A 19038-nucleotide genomic window follows, 5' to 3' on the forward strand; every position below is an offset into this window, starting at 1 on the left:
TTCCCCGCGGCCATCACCTCTTTAATTGTTGCGGAGTCCACCTTGCGTCTGTTTCACACCTCCGACTGGCACCTTGGGCAAAACCTGCACGGCCAGGAGCGCGATTTCGAGCATGCGTGCTTCCTCGAATGGCTGCTGCGCCAGCTGCAACTGGCGCAGCCGGACGTGCTGTTGATTGCCGGTGACATCTTTGACACGGTCAATCCACCGGTCAAAGCCCAGGAACGCCTCTACGATTTCATCGTCAGCGCCCACGAGCAGCAGCCGTTGCTGACCATCGTGATGATCGCCGGCAACCACGATTCCGGCTCACGAATCGAGTTGCCCGCGCCGTTGATGCGCCGTTTGCGCACCCACGCACTGGGTCGCGTGCTGTGGCTGGACGATGGCCAACTCGATGCCGAACGTCTGTTGCTGCCGCTGCCGAATGCCCAAGGCGAAATCGCCGCGTGGTGCCTGGCGTTGCCGTTCCTGCGCCCGGCGGAAGTGACTGGCGCGCACTTGGGCGACAACTATTTGCGCGGCATTGGTCAGGTGCATGAATGGCTGATCGAAGCGGCGAATGCCAAGCGCAAGCCGGGCCAGGCACTGATCGCCATCAGCCATGCGCACATGGCCGGCGGCTCCGTTTCAGAGGATTCCGAGCGCAGCCTGATCATCGGTAATGCTGAAGCCCTGCCCGCCAGCCTGTTCGGGCCAAGCATCAGCTACGTTGCCCTCGGCCACTTGCACAAACCGCAGAAGGTCAACGGTGAGGAGCGCATTCGCTACAGCGGCTCGCCGATTCCGTTGTCGTTCTCGGAGATTGGTTATCAGCACCAGATTCTCGACGTCACCCTCGACGGCGAAACGCTGGTCAGCGTCGAGCCGAAACTGATCCCCCGCGCGGTCAACTTGCAGCGCATCGGCCCGGTGCCCTTGGCGGAAATCCTCGTGCAACTGGCGGACTTGCCGAACGTCGACCTGCTGGCTGAAACCCAGCGCCAACCGTGGCTGGAAGTGCGCGTGCGCCTCGACGAGCCGCAACCGGATCTGCGCCATCAGGTAGAAACCGCCCTGCAAGGCAAAGCCGTGCGTCTGGTGCGCATCGCCGCCGAATACGCCGGCAACCGTGGCGCCGATGGCGCGGAGGACGGCACCGCGTTGATCGAACTTGACCAACTCACGCCCCAGGAATTGTTCAGCCGCGCGTGGCTCGACAACTATGGCAACGAGGTCGATGAGCAGACGCTCAAGGACTTCGCCGAACTGTTGCAAGACGTGCAAATGGAGGGCGAGCAGCCATGAAGATTCTCGCCATTCGTTTGAAGAACCTCGCCTCGCTGGCAGGTCCGTTTGAAATCGACTTCACCGCCGAGCCGCTGGCCAGCGCCGGTCTGTTCGCGATCACCGGCCCGACCGGCGCCGGTAAAAGTACTTTGCTCGACGCCTTGTGCCTGGCGCTGTTCGGCGCCGTGCCGCGTCTGAACAACACCGGCCGTGACGCCAAAGTCCCGGATGCCGATGGCGAAATCGCTACCGGCGACCCGCGCACGTTGCTGCGTCGCGGCACCGGTGAAGGCTACGCCGAGGTGGATTTTGTTGGTGTCGACGGTCGTCGCTACCGTGCACGCTGGGAAGCCAATCGTGCACGGGAAAAGGCTGGCGGCAAGTTACAGGCCAGTCGGCAGAGCCTGCGCGACATCGATCAGGATCAACTGCTCGCCAGCCAGAAAGGCGAATACAAGACTCAACTGGAAGCCGCGCTGGGCCTGAACTTCGAACAGTTCACCCGCGCCGTGCTGCTGGCCCAGAGTGAGTTCAGTGCCTTCCTCAAGGCTGACGACAACGATCGCAGCGAACTGCTGGAAAAACTCACCGACACCGCGCTGTACACGCGCCTTGGCCGCCGCGCCTTCGACAAGACCAAGGAGGCCCGCGAAGCGCATAAGCTCTTGCAGGATCAGGCCACCGGCGTCACCCCGCTTGCGCCCGAAGCCCGGGCGGAACTGGATGAGCGTTTCAATACTGCGCAACAACAACTGAAGTTGCAGCAGACGCAACTCAAGCAGCTTGAACAGCAGCACGGTTGGCTGAAGGATTTGCGCCTGTTGCAGGACTCGCAGCAAGCCGCAACCGAGCAACTGCACAGCGCGCAACAGCAATGGGAAAGTCTGGCCGGCGAGCGCGTCAAGCTGACGCGCCTGGAGCAACTCGGCCCGCAACGTCACCAGTTCGCGCGTAAATCCGAACTGGATGCGCTGCTCACACCGTTGGCCGCACAGATTGCCGCGCACACCCAGCAACATGCAGAACTGAGCAACCAGCAGACGCTGCTGGAGCAAAATCTGGCGGCGGCGAAAGTCGCCCTGAGCGAGGCACAACAGCGTCAAAGCGAGAATGCCCCGCTGTTGCGTCAGGCCTTCGAAGAACAAAGCACTCTCGCCCGCCTCGCCAAGGAAGCAGCCAGCAGCGCCGATGCCAAACAGAATGCGCAGCAAGCGTGCACGCAAGGCCAGAGCGACATTCAAGCCTTGCTGGAAAAGCAGGGCCAGGTCGCTGAACGCCTGCAACGCATCGCCGCCGGGCTTGAGCAAAGCGCTCACCTTGCACCGTTGAGCGATGCGTGGAATGCCTACCGCGATCGTCTCAAACAGTTAATGCAGATCGGCAATCGGCTCAATCATGGTCAGGCCGAACTGGCTTCGCTCGAAGAGAGCGCCACGCGCAACGCTGAGGCATTCGCCGCACAGAAGCAGCAACTTGAAGTGCTGTTCAAGGAGGCCGGCGCCGAACCCGATGCCGTCGCCGAACAGATCGGCATCCTCGGCAATCTGTTGCAGGACAATCGCAAGCAACTGCGTGCCTTCGAAGACCTGTCGCGCCTGTGGGCCAGCCAACAGGATCTGCACAAGCGCAGCAGCGAGCTGCAACAACGCCAGCTCAGCGCCCAGCAGGAACGTGATCGCCTGACCCAGGACGGCGTGAAAACCAAGGCTGAGCTGACCGTCGCCGAACAGACCCTCAACGTCACCCGCGAACTGCTGGAGCGTCAGCGTCTGGCCCGCAGTGCCAGTGTCGAAGAGCTGCGCGAGCAGTTGCAGGACGATCAGCCCTGCCCGGTTTGCGGCAGCAAAGAGCACCCATATCACCAGCCCGAAGCGCTGCTGCAAAGCCTTGGTCGCCACGATGAAAGCGAGCAGGCCAACGCCCAGCAAGTGGTCGATCAGCTCAAGGAAAAGCTGGTTGAACTGCGCGCTGAGGTTGGTGGAGTCATTGCTCAGCAAAAAGAGCTGCTGCAACAACAGGAACAATTGGCCGCTCAGCAACAGGCGCTGGCGCCGAGCCTCGACGCTCATCCGCTGTCGGCGCAATTGCATAATCAAGACGCCGATAAACGCGACGCCTGGCTCACCCGCCAAAACGAGCAATTGAATCAAAGCATCGCTCAGGACGAACAACGCCAAGACGCCCTGCTCACCCTGCAACAGGACGCCGCGCGCCTGACCCAGCAATTGCGTCAGGCCGAAACTGCGCATCAGCAAGCGGCGCAGCACTTGAGTAACCAGCAGCGCGAGTTGAGCAGCGATCGCCAGCGCCTAGACGAAGAACTCACCGCGTTTGGCAGTCTGCTGCCGGCGGACACCCTCGAAGCCTTGCGCCTGGAACCGGCCGCGACGTTCATGCAGCTCGATCAGCAGATTGCCGAGCGCCTGGCGCAAGTCGAGCAGCAGAAGGAAGAACTGGCCGAGCAGCAACAACGTCAGCAAACGCTGGAGAAAGAACAGGATCGCCAGCAGACCCGCCTGCAGCAATCGCAAGCCGCCGAACAGCAATTCAATGCGCTGGCCGAGCAACAACAGGCTTGCCAGCAAAAACTCACGCAACTGCTCGGTGAGCACAGCAGCGCCGAGCACTGGCAGCAGCAACTCGAACTCGCCGTTGAGCAGGTACGCAACGCCGAAACAAGCACGGCTCAAGCGCTGCAAAACGTCAGCACGCAACGCGTGCAGATCGCCGCCGAGCTCAAGGCACAGCGTGAACGTTTACAAGCGCTGGAAAGCGAAGACAAGGATCTCGCCGGCAAGATTGCCGACTGGCGCGCCCGCCATCCCGAGCTGGACGACGGCGGCCTCGAAGACCTGTTGCGGGTCGATGATGCGCAACTGGCTGAATTACGCGAACACTTGCAGCGCAATGAAAAAGCCATTGAACAGGCCAAAGTGCTGGTGCAGGAACGCGATCAGCGTTTGCTCGCTCATCAGGCGCAGCACAACGGCAATCTCGATGCCGAACAACTCGCCAGTGCGCTCGTTGACCTGCAGCACCAGTTCAACGTCAGCGAGCAGCAATGCGCCGAATTGCGCGCCGAACAGGCTGAAGACCAGCGCCGACAGAACGCCAATCAGGCACTGGCGCAGCAAATCGCCGACGCCTATGCCGAATACCAGCGCTGGGCACGTCTGAGTGCGTTGATCGGTTCGGCGACGGGCGACACTTTCCGCAAGATCGCCCAGGCCTACAACCTCGATTTGCTCGTGCACCACGCCAACGTGCAGTTGCGCCAATTGGTCAAACGCTATCGCCTGAAACGCGGCGGCAGCATGCTCGGCCTTTTGGTGATGGACAAGGAGATGGGCGACGAATTGCGCTCGGTGCATTCGTTGTCCGGCGGCGAGACGTTCCTGGTTTCGCTGGCCCTTGCGCTGGGCCTGGCATCAATGGCGTCGAGCACGCTGAAAATTGAATCGCTGTTCATCGACGAAGGCTTTGGCAGCCTTGATCCGGAATCCCTGCAACTGGCGATGGATGCCCTCGACGGCTTGCAGGCGCAGGGCCGCAAGGTCGCGGTGATTTCCCACGTGCAGGAGATGCACGAGCGAATCCCGGTGCAGATTCAAGTGCTGCGCCAGGGCAACGGTTTGAGCACGCTGGAGGTGAAATGAATACGCTGTACTCATTCCGCCGCTGCCCCTACGCCATGCGCGCGCGGATGGCCCTGCGTTATTGCGGCGTGCCGGTGGAAATCGTTGAGGTCAGCCTCAAGGCCAAACCGGCCGAGATGCTCGCGATCTCGCCCAAGGGCACGGTACCGGTGCTGGATGCGGATGGTCGGGTGATCGATGAAAGCCTGGAAATCATGCGCTGGGCGCTGGCACAGAATGATCCGCAGGATTGGTTGCTCAGCGGTGATGCTCGTGTTGCCGAGTTGATCGAAGCCAATGATCAGGTGTTCAAGGTCCATTTGAACCGCTACAAATATGCCGAGCGCTATCCCGAGCAGCCGATGGAAGTTTATCGGGCCGAGGGGGCGGTGTTTTTTGCGCAGGCTGGACGAATTGCTTGAGGGCCGGGATTACTTGCTGACCGATCATCCGAGCCTGGCGGATGTGGCGTTATTGCCGTTCGTACGCCAGTTCGCCCATGTCGATCGCGAGTGGTTCGCGCAGACGCCGTACGTTCGCTTGCAAGCCTGGCTTCAACACTTCCTCGAATCTGATCTCTTCACCTCGATCATGAAGAAATAGCCCCCCAGCCTTCTGCATGCACATTACCTGTGGCGAGGGGATTTATCCCCTCACCACAATGAATTTCACTCAAGGCAGTTGTTGGAGTTTGGTCAAGCCTGCAGGTCAAGCCAGCACCTGGCACATCCCGAGGGCCGAGCAATCCACTTCGAACGGGTCGAGAAAATTCGCTGCGGCCTTGCTCGGCGGATTGCCGGCCAGCAGCCCCAGCGTATTCGCCCGCTCGATGTCGTGGGCGATGTTGTGATTGGCCTCTATGGCTCGTGCCAGCGCTCCCACCGAACCCTGCCCAATGCCCAGCAACGACGCGCCGTTAGTCATCAACGCGAGACTGGCGATAACCCAAAGTCTGTAGCCTTTCATGCGCCGCCGACTCCTGCGAGTTCAGCCCGGTCGACCATCACGCTTTGCGAGCGGTGTTCGAACTGAATGCCGGGACTTGCGACCTGAATCGGTGCGTCGAAGCTGTGTTCCATCTGCGATGAGATGCTGACGATCAGCACCAGCGCCAGGTACAGGCCGATGGCCAGGTAGGCGCCGAATTTGGCAGAAGAGATGATTGCGCTGGCCATGGTGTTCTCCCGTGGGCATGTTTCGATGCCCACAGAATCGATCAAAAAAGCTGTGGCAACCACTCAGGGTTTTCCATAGTGAACATCAGCTTCGTTGATCATTAAGCCGGTCTATTTCGGCGTTGAATAAAACCTATCGTGTGGTCAAACGCACACACATGTAGGAGCTGCCGAAGGCTGCGATCTTTTGACGTTGAAGATCAAAAGATCGCAGCCTTCGGCAGCTCCTACAGGAGATCGTGTATCTCTCGGGAACGGGGAATTTCAGTGTTGGGCTTTGTGATCCAGCGCAGCGTAGAAGTTGGCGCTCTGTTGCAGATATTTCTGGGTGTAGCTCTGGGCGTGGGATTTTTTGCTGTTGATTTCGACGTTGGCACTGGCTGGCAGAACCACGGTGGCGGAGATGGCGGAAGCGGCGATGACGGAGAAAAGATTGAAGTTCATGGCGGTAACCCTCGTGTTCGGTTGGCTTGCTTGCCCGGTTGGGCTGTGGAGCCAACTTAACGCTCGAGGGTTGATCGCTTGAAATGCTTTGTAACAGTAGCAGTTATCAGCGCGATTAATACATAGAGACAGGCCCCGCGAACCGGGGCCTGTGGCTTATTGTCGCACTACGAACTTCAGGTCGCTGGGCGCGTCCATCGGCAGTTTCTGCACGGTTTTACCGAGCAGACCGGTCTTGCCATCGCGTTCAACAACGACAATCTCATTGCTCTTCTGGTTGGCAATCAGCAGGAATTTGCCACTCGGGTCGAGGCTGAATTCGCGCGGGTGATCACCTTCCACCGAACGTTTTTGCAGCTCTTTGAGTTGGCCGGTCGCCGGATCAATGCTGAACACGACCAACTGATTGGCGGTGCCACGGTTGCTGACGTAGAGGAATTTGCCGTCAGCGGAAGCATGCAGCGCAGCCCCTGCCTTGTCCGAGGTCGGTTGGCCAGCCGCGAGGTCTACAAGTTGTGTCTGAGTCAGCACGCCGTCGTTGTAATCGAATACCGCGACTTGCGCACTCATTTCCATGGTCAGCCAGGCATGTTTGCCGTCAGCACTGAACAACAGATGACGCGGACCGCTGCCGGCAGGCATGGCCACCGAGGCGGTTTTGGCCGGGGTCAGCGGCAAATCCGGGTTGGCCTTCGGGTCGAACTGGTAGATGAAGACCTTGTCCGCGCCCAGATCATTGGAGAACACATAACGGCCGTCCGGCGAAGAGACCGTCGAGTGCACGTGGTTCGATGCCTGACGTTCTGGGTTGACCCGGCTCGCCGGGTGCGCGCTCATCTGCACCACCGGTTTGAGTTTGCCGTCTGCCCCTACCGGCAACACCGCCAGCGTGCCGCCCGGATCTTCCATCACCGAATAGTTGCTGACGAACAAATGGCTGGCGTCATGGCTGAGGCTTGAATGGGTCGGCTCGTTGCCCAGGCTTTGTACCTGATTGATGAGGCTAAGCGCATGGGTTTTCGGATCGATCGCATAACTGCTGACGCGACCGACCGGATCGGTTTGACCTGGACCATTTTCGTTGACCACGAACAAGCGTTTCTGGTCTTTGGACAGAGTGAGCCACGATGGGTTTTCGCTTTTCACCACTTGCAGTGGTTTGGCTTCGATCTGACCAGTGGCGCTATCGAAGCTCATCCGATAGATGCCTTGGCTGGCGCCGGCAGTGTAAGAGCCGACCAGCAGCTGGAAGCTTTCAGCGGATGCACTGGAAAGGCCCATCGCACCGACGCTGCCGGCCATCAGCAGCGGCCAGAATTTACGCATTTTCATCAGTTTCATCCTCGTCGTCGCTGCTGCTGACTACGTCGCCAAGGCACACCAGACGGTGTTCGCCGGTGGTCTTGGTATCGCTGGCATAGCCAATGACCAGCCAGCTCTGCAGAGCTTCGTCAAACGTCGCCGCTTCAACTTGAGCCGGGGTGAATTCCCAATGCTTGGCCGCTCGGCCATCGATGCATTCGATGTGCAGATTATCGTCTTCATCGAGGGCGAATTCGAAAGCGTGCAGGCCGTCGATTTCGACCATTCCGCAGTGTTCGAGGGCGTTGAGAAGGGTTGGGGCAGTCATGGTGAACAGTCTTTGTAGGGGGGAAAGAGCGAATGATAGCTCATGGCGCCCCCGCTCCCCACTGTAGGAGCTGCCGAAGGCTGCGATCTTTTGATCTTGGTCTTTAAAACAGGATCAAAAGATCGCAGCGTGCCGCAGCTCCTACAGAGGAGCGGTGTTTAGAGGGCTTCGCGCGATGGCTTGCCATCCACCAGGCGCTGGATGCGCAGCGGGTTGGCGTTTTTCAGCGGTTCCGGCAGCAAGCTGTCCGGGTAGTTCTGGAAACACACCGGACGCAGGAAACGGTCGATGGCCAGCGTGCCGACCGAAGTGCCACGGGCGTCGGAGGTTGCCGGATACGGGCCGCCATGGACCATCGAGTCACACACCTCGACACCGGTCGGATAACCGTTTAGCAGGATCCGCCCGACCTTCTGCTCCAGCAGCGGCGTGAGTTCTGCGAACTGCTCAAAATCACTAGGCTCGCCGATAATCGTCGCCGTGAGCTGCCCGTGCAAACCGTTCAATGCGGCACTGAGTTGCGCTTGATCGGCCACCTCGACAATCACTGTCGTTGGGCCGAACACCTCTTCCTGCAGCACTTCATCGCCGTTGATCAAAAGGCTGACATCCGCTTTGAAAAGTTGCGGCTGCGCTTGATTGCCCTGCTGCGGATTGCCCGCCAGATGCTCAATGCCTTGATGCGCGAGAAGCTTCTGCAAGCCGTTGCCGTAACTGCCAAGGGTGCCGGCATTGAGCATGGTTTGAGCCGATTGGTCGCCGATCAAACCTGCAACCTGTTGCACGAATGCGCTGAATTCAGGCGAGCGAATACCGATGACCAAACCGGGATTGGTGCAGAACTGACCGCAGCCCTGCACGACCGACGCGGTGAGGTCGCGAGCGACGCTTTCCGAGCGAGCGGCCAGCGCCTGTGGCAAGACGATCACCGGGTTGATGCTCGACATCTCGGCAAATACCGGGATCGGTTGCGGGCGTGCCGCGGCCATGTCGCACAACGCACGTCCACCCTTGAGCGAACCGGTGAAACCCACAGCCTGAATCGCCGGATGCTTGACCAGCCACTCGCCGACGCCACCGCCGTAGATCATGTTGAACACACCCGCTGGCATCGCGGTTTTTTCCGCCGCACGAATCAGTGCATCAGCCACCAGCTCGGCCGTGGCCATGTGACCGCTGTGCGCCTTGAACACCACCGGGCAACCGGCAGCCAGTGCCGATGCGGTGTCGCCACCGGCAGTGGAAAACGCCAGCGGAAAATTGCTCGCGCCGAACACGGCGACTGGACCGAGGCCGATGCGGTACTGACGCAGATCCGGGCGCGGCAATGGCTGGCGATCCGGCAACGGCAAATCGATCCGTGCGCCATAGAAATCGCCGCGGCGCAGCACTTTGGCGAACAGGCGCATCTGGCCGCTGGTGCGACCGCGTTCGCCCTGAATACGGCCAGCCGGCAACGCGGTTTCGCGGCAGACAACGGCGACGAAATCATCACCGAGCGCGTCCAGTTCGTCGGCAATCGCGTCGAGAAACTGCGCGCGGCGCTCGGCGCTGAGGCTGCGATAGGCCGGGTAGGCGGCAGCGGCGGCTTTGGCGGCGGCGTCAACTTCTTCGGCAGTGGCCTGGATGAAATCGTGCGGCAGTTGTTCGCCCGTCGTCGCGTCAACGCTTTGCAATTTGACGTTGCCGGCAGCGCTACGCTGACCGCCGATGTAGTTGTGACCGAGAATCTGAGTCATGGGATCTCCTTAAAGGGTGCCGATGCTGTCCGGTTCGAAAACCGCTTGAACCGGGGCGATGCCATTGATCAGCGGTGCGCCGAATTCGGCCTGGCTGATTTCGAAAACGTCACCCGGTTGGGTGCGAATGCCATCGGCGAACGACAGGGTCGCGGTGCCGAAAAAGTGAATGTGCACGTCGCCCGGGCGCAGGAACTGGCTGTACTTGAAGTGGTGGTATTCGAGGTTCGCCAGGCTGTGGCACATATTGGCCTCGCCACTGAGGAACTCGTTCTGCCACAACACTTCGCCATCACGCAGGATACGACTGGTGCCTGCAAGGTGTTGGGGTAGCTCACCGACGCGAAGTTCCGGGCCATAACTGCAACTGCGTAATTTCGAGTGGGCCAGGTACAGGTAATTCTTGCGCTCCATGACGTGATCGGAGAACTCGTTGCCGACGGCGAAGCCCAGGCGATACGGCTTGCCGTCATGGCCGATGATGTACAGGCCGGCCATCTCCGGCTCTTCGCCGGCGTCTTCGGCGAACGGCGGCAACGGGAAGGCTTCGCCCGGACGCACGACGATGCTGCCGTCGCCCTTGTAGAACCATTCCGGCTGAACACCCGCCTGCCCCGCCGCCGGCTTACCGCCCTCGACACCCCATTTGAAGATTTTCATGGTGTCGGTCATCGCGGTTTCGTCACCGGCCTGCTGGTGCATCTTGTCGCGGGCCGAGGCGCTGCCCAGATGCGTCAGACCGGTGCCGCTGACCAGCATGTGCGCCGGGTCCGGGTGATCGAGCGGAGGCAGGATGCGCAGGTCTTTGAGCAACTGCGCATAGTCATGGCTGGTGCCCAGGCCGAGGCTTTTTACTTGCTGCTCCAGAGTGCCGCCGGCTTCGATGGCGGCCAGGGCCAGATCACGCACGCTGCGGGCATCCTGCACTTCGCGCACCACAGTGCTTTCGACCACGCCGACGCGGCGTTCGCCGTTACTCAATTCGAATTGAACCAGATGCATAAATTTTCTCCTTTATACAAAACTCTTGAACACTGAAGAACTCTGTGGGAGCTGGCTTGCCAGCGATAGCAATCTGTCAGACACATCAATGTGGGATGTGCCGCCGCCATCGCTGGCAAGCCAGCTCCCACAGGGTCGGTGGTGATTGATGGATGAGTGTCAGGTGCGGGTCGCACCACGCGCACTCGCGGCAAATTGATCAGCCGGCAACACGTGCTTACGCTCCAGCACGCGATACACCACGCCAGTCAGAATCAGCCCAAACACCATCACTCCCGACAGGAAGTACAACCCCGAAGCCAGATTGCCGGTGTGTTCTTTGAGCGCGCCGATCACGAACGGCCCGATGTAGCCGCCGAGGTTGCCCACCGAGTTGATCAGCGCGATCCCCGCCGCCGCACTCGCACCGGCAAAGAACCGCCCCGGCAGCGTCCAGAACACCGCCGTGCAGGAAAACAGCGCAAACGCCACCAGACACAGCGCTGCCAGTTGCGCCACCGGCAATGTCAGCCAGGCACTGAGGAACAAGCCAATCGCGCCCAGTACATAAAGCACCGCCAAATGCCCGTAGCGATCGTTCATGCGATCGGAACTGCGCGGGATGATCAGCAGACCGATGATCCCGAAGATGTACGGCACCGACGACACGAAACCGGTCATCAGATCGCTGCCGCCGAACTGTTTGATCAACGTCGGCAACCACAAGCCGAGGCCGTAAATGCTCAGGGTCACCGGCAGATAGAACAGCGCCAGCAGCAACACGCGTTTGTCTTTCAACGCATGCAAAGGATTGCCGTGACGGGTCTGGCCGTACTCCTGCAGATCCTTTTTCAGCTCGCCGGTCAGCCAGTCTTTCTCGGCCTGATCCATCCACTTCACCTGTTGCGGGCCGTCAGGCAACCAGCGCAGCACCGGCCAGGTCAGCAGGATCGCCGGGGTGCCGATGACGATGAACAGCCACTGCCAGCCGTGCAGGCCGAGAATGCCGTCCATGCCTAGCAAACCGCCGGACACGGGGCCGGTGATCATCATGGCGATGGGTTGCGAAAGAATGAACAGCCCGAGGATCTTGCCGCGATGGCGCACCGGGAACCATTGGGTGATGTAGTAGAGAACGCCGGGGAAGAACCCTGCCTCTGCCGCGCCGAGCAAAAAGCGCATGACATAGAAGCTGTGCGGGCCCTGGACGAAGGCCATGCCGATGGTGATCGCGCCCCAGGTGATCATGATCCGCGCAAACCAGCGCCGCGCACCGAAGCGTTCGAGCATCAGGTTGCTGGGGATTTCGAAAAGGAAATAACCAATGAAGAACAGCCCGGCACCGAGGCCATAGGCCGCATCGCCGATGCCGATGTCGGCGCCCATGTGCAGCTTGGCGAAGCCGACGGCGGAGCGATCCACATAGGCGATCAGGTACAGCAGGATCAGGAAGGGAATCAGTTTCAGTGTGATGCGCCGTATCAGGCGCAATTCCTGGCTCATGAGATCGGTCTCCGATTGTTGTTTTTATAGAACCTCGGGGGACGCCTCTCACGGAAAACCGCCAGGGCCATCCCTCCGTCGAAAACGACTATATAGTAATACTAATTACCCAACAACACTTCCAAACCGTTGAATTTGAGCTTATGTTAAGCCACAGCTGGAACACTATAGTCATACAATAAGAGAATCGATCATGTCTGATAAGAAACCCACCCTGCGCTCCGCCCAATGGTTTGGCACGGCCGACAAGAACGGCTTCATGTACCGCAGCTGGATGAAGAATCAGGGCATCGCCGACCACCAGTTTCATGGCAAGCCGATCATCGGCATCTGCAATACCTGGTCGGAACTGACCCCGTGCAACGCGCATTTCCGCCAGATCGCGGAGCACGTCAAACGCGGGGTGATCGAGGCCGGTGGTTTCCCGGTGGAATTCCCGGTGTTCTCTAACGGTGAATCCAACCTGCGCCCGACCGCCATGCTCACCCGCAACCTGGCGAGCATGGACGTTGAGGAAGCGATTCGCGGCAACCCGATTGACGGCGTGGTGCTGCTGACCGGTTGCGACAAAACCACCCCGGCGCTGCTGATGGGCGCGGCAAGTTGCGACGTGCCGGCCATCGTCGTCACCGGCGGACCGATGCTCAACGGCAAGCACAAGGGCAAGGATATCGGTTCCGGCACCGTGGTCTGGCAGCTCAGCGAACAGGTCAAGGCCGGCACCATCACCATTGACGATTTCCTCGCGGCCGAGGGCGGCATGTCGCGTTCGGCGGGCACCTGCAACACCATGGGCACCGCGTCGACCATGGCCTGCATGGCCGAAGCGCTGGGCACTTCGCTGCCGCACAACGCGGCGATTCCAGCGGTGGATGCGCGGCGTTATGTGCTGGCGCACATGTCCGGCATGCGTGCAGTGGAGATGGTTCGCGAAGATCTGAAACTGTCGAAGATCCTCACCAAGGAAGCCTTCGAAAACGCCATCCGTGTTAACGCCGCGATCGGTGGTTCGACCAACGCCGTGATCCACTTGAAAGCCATCGCCGGACGCATTGGCGTCGAACTGGATCTGGACGACTGGACGCGCATCGGCCGCGGCATGCCGACGATTGTCGATCTGCAACCGTCCGGGCGTTTCTTGATGGAAGAGTTCTATTACGCTGGAGGTCTGCCAGCGGTGTTGCGTCGCCTCGGTGAAGCTAATCTGATCCCCAATCCGAATGCCCTGACCGTCAACGGCAAGTCCATCGGCGAGAACACCAAGGACGCGCCGATCTATGGCGAAGACGAGGTGATCCGTACCCTCGACAATCCGATTCGTGCCGACGGCGGTATCTGTGTGCTGCGCGGTAACTTGGCGCCACTGGGCGCGGTACTCAAACCGTCCGCAGCCAGCGCCGAACTGATGCAGCATCGCGGTCGTGCAGTGGTGTTCGAGAACTTCGACATGTACAAGGCGCGAATCAACGATCCGGAACTGGATGTTGATAAAGATTCGATTCTGGTAATGAAAAACTGTGGGCCGAAGGGTTATCCGGGCATGGCCGAAGTCGGCAACATGGGCCTACCTGCCAAGCTGTTGGCCCAGGGTGTGACCGACATGGTGCGCATTTCTGATGCGCGGATGAGCGGCACGGCGTACGGCACGGTGGTTTTGCACGTCGCGCCGGAAGCGGCAGCCGGTGGGCCGCTGGCCACGGTGAAGGAAGGCGACTGGATCGAACTCGATTGCGCCACTGGCCGTTTGCACCTGGACATTCCGGATGCCGAACTGGCGGCGCGCATGGCCGATCTGCAACCACCGCAGCAATTGCTGGTGGGCGGTTATCGTCAGCTGTACATCGACCATGTGTTGCAGGCGGATCAGGGCTGTGACTTTGACTTTTTGGTGGGTTGCCGAGGGGCTGAAGTGCCGCGTCATTCTCACTGACAGCACAAACCCCTGTAGGAGTGAGCCTGCTCGCGATAGCAATCTGTCAGTTGACACCTCTATTGACCGTCACACCGCCATCGCGAGCAGGCTCACTCCTACATTCGGTTTTGCATCCACCTCAAGAATGCCCGGTGCCTGCTATGATGCGCGGCATCTCCATCGCTCAGGATCGCGCCGCTCCCCATGGATTACCGTAAACCTTCCGACCGCAAAAGCATGCACTCGCGCATTGTCCAGGAACTGGGCAAGCAGATCGTCTCCGGACGCTTTTTGCCCGATGACAAACTGCCCGCCGAAGCCTTGTTGTGCGAGGAGTACGCGGTCAGCCGGCCGGTGTTGCGCGAAGCCACGCGGGTGTTGGTGGCCAAAGGTCTGGTGTATTCGAAGCCGCGCGTCGGCACGGTGGTCAAGGCGCGCCGCGAATGGCACATGCTCGACCCGGACGTGCTGCACTGGCTGATGCAAAGCAGCCCGCAGAATGAGTTTTTCAACGTACTGACCAGCGTGCGCAGCATCATCGAACCTGCCGCCGCCGCCCTCGCCGCCCAGCATGCGACCGACGCCGACATTGCCGCCATCGGCGAAGCCTACCAACGCATGGAAGCGGCGCCGACGCCGGAAGCACTGCTGCAACCGGACCTGGATTTTCATAGCCGCATTGCCGATGCGACGCACAATGATTTGTTGGCGAATCTGTGCAACATGTTGTCGGTGGCGATTGCCGAGGCGTTGAAACATTCGAATCAGCGGCCGAATCTGCATGAATTGGCGTTACCGAGGCACAAGGCGATTTTGACGGCCATTGAAAATCGCGATGCGCTGGGGGCGCGGCATGCAACGTTGGTGCAGCTGGATGATGCGCGCAGTGCGTTGAGTGTTGTGTTGGGGGCTGAGCTTTCTTGAAGCAAAGTCAAAAGATCGCAGCCTTCGGCAGCTCCTACAGGGGCTGAGTGCATCCGCAGTTCAACGATGCATGGGGCATCTAACCTGAATGAAACCCATGTAGGAGCTGCCGAAGGCTGCGATCTTTTGATCCTGATCCACAAAAAAAGCCGCAACCCTAAGGTTGCGGCTTTGTCGTTTCAGCCCTTCAGATCAATGCGCAAACAGCGAGTTGCCCTTCTGCCCCGCCAGTTTCTCTGGCTTGATCAGGAACTTCGCCAGTGCCGGCAGCAGCCACAGCGCACCGAACATGTTCCACAGCAGCATGAAGGTCAGCATCAGGCCCATGTCGGCCTGGAACTTGATCGCCGAGAAGATCCAGGTGCATACGCCGATGGCCAGGCACAGACCGGTGAACAGCACCGCTTTACCGGTGGATTTCAGGGTCTGGTAATAGGCTTCCTGCAACGGCAGACCGGCACGCAGGAAACTTTCCAGGCGGCTGTAGATGTAGATCCCGTAGTCGACGCCGATACCCACGCCCAGCGCCACCACCGGCAACGTCGCCACTTTTACACCGATGCCCATGAACGCCATCAGCGCGTTGCCGAGTACCGAAGTCAGCACCAGCGGCAGCACGATGCACAAGGTCGCCGCCCACGAGCGGAAGGTGATCATGCACATCACCGCCACGCAGATGTACACCAGGATCAGGATGGTCAGCTCAGCCTGTTTGATGACTTCGTTGGTGGCCGCTTCGATACCGGCGTTACCCGCGGCGAGGATGAATTCCAGGCCGTCCTTGTTGTTGTCCTTGGCGAATTCCTGCACCGCATGCACCGCACGATCAAGGGTTTCCGCCTTGTGGTCGTTGAGGAACACCAGCACCGGCGCCAGCGAGCAGCTGTTGTTGTACAAACCATCAGCACGGGCAATCGAGTTGTTCAGCACGTCCGGGTTGCGCGACAGGGTTTCCCATTTCAGGTTGCCCTCGTTCATGCCTTTGATCATCTGCTTGGACACAGTCACCAACGAGATCGCCGACTGCACGCCCTCGGTGTTCTGCATCTTCCACATCAGCTCATCGATCGGCGCCATGGCTTCAATGCGTGAGCAGCCTTCAGCCTTTGTCTTGACCATCACCACCAGCACGTCGGAACTGGTCGAATAGTTGCTGATGATGAAGTTGTTGTCCTTGTTGTAGCGCGAATCAGGACGCAACTCCGGCGCGCCTTGGTCAAGGTCGCCGATTTTCAGGTTCTGGCTGTACCAGAGGCCACCACCGAAGGCGACCAGCGCCAGAGCGACGGAGATCGGTGCAACTTTCGGGCTGGCAAAGTTCGACAGCAGGCGCCAGAACGGATGTTCGCGGTTCGCGTCCTTCTTGCTCTTGGCAATAGCGCGTTTGCTGATGCCGACATAGGAGATGGCGACCGGCAACAGGATCAGGTTGGTAAACACGATCACCGCCACACCGATGGACGCACCGATGGCCAGTTCACGGATCACGCCGATGTCGATGATCAGCAGCGTGATGAAGCCCACCGCATCCGCGAGAATCGCGATCATCCCCGGCAGAAACAGTTGCCGGAACGTGCGTCGTGCAGCGGTCAGCGCGTTGTCGGCCTCGCTGGATTGCAGGGCGATACCGTTGATCTTCTGCACGCCATGAGAAATGCCGATGGCGAAAATCAGGAACGGCACCAGCATCGAATACGGATCGAGTCCGAAGCCGAAGAAGTGCATCAAGCCGAGTTGCCAGACCACCGCCACCAGCGTCGTGCTCAATACCGCGATGGTGCTGCGCACGCAGTTGGTGAACCACAGCAGCAGAATCAGGGTGATCACGAAGGCAATGCCGAAGAACAGCACCACCATCACCAGACCATCGATCAGATCGCCAACCTTCTTGGCGAAACCGACGATGTGGATCTTGATGTTCGGGTTCTGCGCTTCGAACTTGTTGCGGATCTTGTCTTCCAGCTCATGGGAGAACTTGCGGTAATCCAGCGCCAGCAACTTGCCCTGATCCTGCGGGTCCGGGTAGGACTCCAGCAGCGGGATGTCGACGATGCTCGACTTGAAGTCGTTGGCCACCAGACGGCCAACCTGACCGGACTTGAGCACGTTGTTGCGCAGCAGATCGAGGCTGTCTTGCGAGCCGTTGTAGCTCTGCGGAATCACCTCACCGCCGGCGAAACCCTCCTCGGTCACTTCGGTCCAGCGCACGCTCGGGCTCCACAGCGACTTCAGCCCGGAGCGGTCAACGCCGGAAATGTAGAACACCTCGTCGTTGATCTGGCGCAGGGTCTCCATGTACTCCTTGGAGAAGATGTCGCCATCGGTGGCTTCCACCGAAATCCGCACGGTGTTACCCAGGTTCGCCAGATCGTTGCGGTGCTCCATCATCTTCTCGATGAACGGATGCTGCAGCGGGATCATTTTTTCGAAACTGGTGGACGGCCGGATCAACGTGGCCTGCCAGAACAGGAAAATGCTCACCACCAGGCAGATCAGGATCACAGCCGGGCGGTTGTTGAAAATCAGGCGTTCGAGAACCGTCGCCTTTTCCTGGTTATGTGTGTTCAAGGAAGTCATAGCCCCGCCTTCTTATTATTGATCTCGGCGCCGTTTGGCAGCGTGGTGTGGACGCCACCCTGCCCGGTCAGAATCAGGTTGCCATTGCCGGCGGCGGTGACCGACGACAGCGAAATGCGATCCGCGCGGTTGAATACGCTGAAGGTTTCGCCGTTGTCGCTGCTGCTGATCACCGAGCCGCCGTTGCCGACGATGACGATTGAGCCGTCTTCAAGCAAGGTCGCGCCGGAAAGGCCGAATTCCAGTGATCCGCGCGCGGCTTTCAGCTCGACCTGTTCCCAGTTGCTGCCGAAATCGCTGGAGCGGTAGAGGTTGCCGCGCAAGCCGTAAGCCAGCAGCGTCTGCGGTTGAGCCGTGCCGATCACGCCGAACAGCGAGCCTTCGTATGGGCCTTCGAGTTTTTCCCAGGTCTGGCCCTCGTCGGCGGAGCGGAACATGCTGCCCGATTCGCCGACGATGAACAGCCCGGCGTCTTTCACAGCAGCGATGGCGTTGAGGTGGAACTGGTCTTCGTTGTCGAGGCGGTCACTGACGTCTTCCCAGTTTTTGCCGCCATCGGTGGTTTCCAGCAGCGCGCCATAAGCGCCCACGGCAAAGCCGCTGTTGGCGTCCTTGAACCAGACGTCGAGCAGCGGCGATTCACGTTTGAGGTCTTCGAATTGTTTGGTCCAGGTCAGGCCACCGTCCTCGCTGGCGAGGATTTGCGCGTCATGGCCGACCGCCCAGCCGTGCTTGTCGTCGACAAAATACACGGCCGTCAGCAACTGCCGGCTCGGCACCTTGGCCTGAGTCCAGGTCTTGCCCTGGTCATCGGAATAGAGAATGTGCCCGCGATCCCCGACCGCCACCAACCGGGCGCCGGCGTGGACTACGTCAAGAATGAGGCTTTTCGCGGCTTTGGCTGATTCGGTGGCATAAACCACATCGGCTGGAGCCTGGGCGGCAATCACAGGTGCCGACAACATGGCAAAGCCCAGCATCGAGAGTGCTGTGGCCAGCAACGCGGTGTTGCATAACGCCGGCGGGCGGCAACGACTCATAGACCTTCCCCTATTTATTATTGTTAGGCCATTTGGCCTTCAAGGGCGCCGCAAGGGTGTTCGAGCGATCGCTGGTCAGAAGCATAGTCCTGAAACCCGCAATCCAGAGCCCCTTCGGAAGCTGGCTCATCCTATCGGGCTTTGGAAACGTCTGACAATCGGCGCCACGTTATCTTTTGTTAACCGCCGGGGAACGACACAACCCCTGT

Annotated in this window: 14 protein-coding genes and 1 pseudogene; 5 read left to right on the top strand and 10 right to left on the bottom strand. The window is 59.9% G+C overall.

The window, feature by feature from the left end:
- Positions 1–42 precede the first annotated feature (42 nt).
- From ICA15_RS07890 to ICA15_RS07900, 3 genes and pseudogenes are all read left to right on the top strand, one after another.
- Positions 43–1287: an exonuclease SbcCD subunit D C-terminal domain-containing protein gene (locus ICA15_RS07890; protein ID WP_210552914.1), complete on the top strand. Its 1245-nt coding sequence runs from the start codon at positions 43–45 to the stop codon at positions 1285–1287.
- Entirely contained in the window at positions 1284–4925 is a 3642-nt protein-coding gene (locus ICA15_RS07895) for an AAA family ATPase (protein ID WP_210552915.1), read from the top strand. The genes ICA15_RS07890 and ICA15_RS07895 overlap by 4 nt, the downstream gene beginning before the upstream one ends.
- Positions 4922–5507, top strand: a pseudogene (locus ICA15_RS07900) (glutathione S-transferase). The gene ICA15_RS07895 and the pseudogene ICA15_RS07900 overlap by 4 nt, the downstream one beginning before the upstream one ends.
- 105 nt (positions 5508–5612) lie before the next feature.
- Here the strand turns inward: ICA15_RS07900 and ICA15_RS07905 are convergent.
- The 8 genes from ICA15_RS07905 to ICA15_RS07940 all read right to left on the bottom strand — a co-directional run bounded on the left by ICA15_RS07905 (position 5613) and on the right by ICA15_RS07940 (position 12376).
- Positions 5613–5870: a hypothetical protein gene (locus tag ICA15_RS07905; RefSeq protein ID WP_210552916.1), complete on the bottom strand. Its 258-nt coding sequence runs from the start codon at positions 5868–5870 to the stop codon at positions 5613–5615.
- On the bottom strand, positions 5867–6079 hold the full coding sequence (locus ICA15_RS07910) for a hypothetical protein (protein WP_150602746.1): 213 nt from the start codon (positions 6077–6079) through the stop codon (positions 5867–5869). Before ICA15_RS07910 ends, ICA15_RS07905 begins: the two co-directional genes overlap by 4 nt.
- Positions 6080–6343: 264 nt before the next feature.
- The gene (locus ICA15_RS07915) at positions 6344–6523 is read right to left on the bottom strand and encodes a hypothetical protein (protein ID WP_150602747.1); all 180 of its coding nucleotides are present in this window, start codon (positions 6521–6523) and stop codon (positions 6344–6346) included.
- Between the two features lie 156 nt (positions 6524–6679).
- Positions 6680–7855, bottom strand: a complete 1176-nt coding sequence (locus ICA15_RS07920) for a lactonase family protein (protein WP_210552917.1) — start codon at positions 7853–7855, stop codon at positions 6680–6682.
- Positions 7842–8153, bottom strand: a complete 312-nt coding sequence (locus ICA15_RS07925; RefSeq protein WP_210552918.1) for a DUF5629 family protein — start codon at positions 8151–8153, stop codon at positions 7842–7844. The genes ICA15_RS07920 and ICA15_RS07925 overlap by 14 nt, the downstream gene beginning before the upstream one ends.
- 158 nt (positions 8154–8311) lie before the next feature.
- Positions 8312–9892 (bottom strand): aldehyde dehydrogenase (NADP(+)), encoded by a 1581-nt coding sequence (locus ICA15_RS07930; RefSeq protein WP_210552919.1) that lies wholly within the window; start codon positions 9890–9892, stop codon positions 8312–8314.
- Between the two features lie 9 nt (positions 9893–9901).
- Positions 9902–10894 carry an AraD1 family protein gene (araD1, locus tag ICA15_RS07935; protein WP_210552920.1) on the bottom strand — a complete coding sequence of 331 codons (993 nt, stop codon included), beginning with the start codon at positions 10892–10894 and terminating at the stop codon, positions 9902–9904.
- 159 nt (positions 10895–11053) lie between these two features.
- A complete protein-coding gene (locus ICA15_RS07940; RefSeq protein ID WP_150602752.1) occupies positions 11054–12376 on the bottom strand; it encodes an MFS transporter in 1323 nt (440 codons plus the stop codon).
- 193 nt (positions 12377–12569) lie between these two features.
- Here ICA15_RS07940 and ICA15_RS07945 point away from each other — a divergent pair, with 193 nt between their 5' ends.
- Positions 12570–14306, top strand: a complete 1737-nt coding sequence (locus tag ICA15_RS07945; protein ID WP_150615390.1) for an IlvD/Edd family dehydratase — start codon at positions 12570–12572, stop codon at positions 14304–14306.
- A 186-nt stretch (positions 14307–14492) separates the two neighbouring features.
- Entirely contained in the window at positions 14493–15212 is a 720-nt protein-coding gene (locus ICA15_RS07950; RefSeq protein WP_150592137.1) for a FadR/GntR family transcriptional regulator, read from the top strand.
- 192 nt (positions 15213–15404) lie between these two features.
- Here ICA15_RS07950 and ICA15_RS07955 read toward each other — a convergent pair whose 3' ends face one another.
- Positions 15405–17789 carry an efflux RND transporter permease subunit gene (locus ICA15_RS07955; RefSeq protein ID WP_150602753.1) on the bottom strand — a complete coding sequence of 795 codons (2385 nt, stop codon included), beginning with the start codon at positions 17787–17789 and terminating at the stop codon, positions 15405–15407.
- On the bottom strand, positions 17786–18829 hold the full coding sequence (locus ICA15_RS07960) for a WD40/YVTN/BNR-like repeat-containing protein (RefSeq protein WP_210552921.1): 1044 nt from the start codon (positions 18827–18829) through the stop codon (positions 17786–17788). Before ICA15_RS07960 ends, ICA15_RS07955 begins: the two co-directional genes overlap by 4 nt.
- Positions 18830–19038 lie beyond the last annotated feature (209 nt).

It is taken from the genome of Pseudomonas sp. P116 (assembly GCF_020149425.1).
Classification (GTDB): Bacteria; Pseudomonadota; Gammaproteobacteria; order Pseudomonadales; family Pseudomonadaceae; genus Aquipseudomonas; species Aquipseudomonas anatoliensis.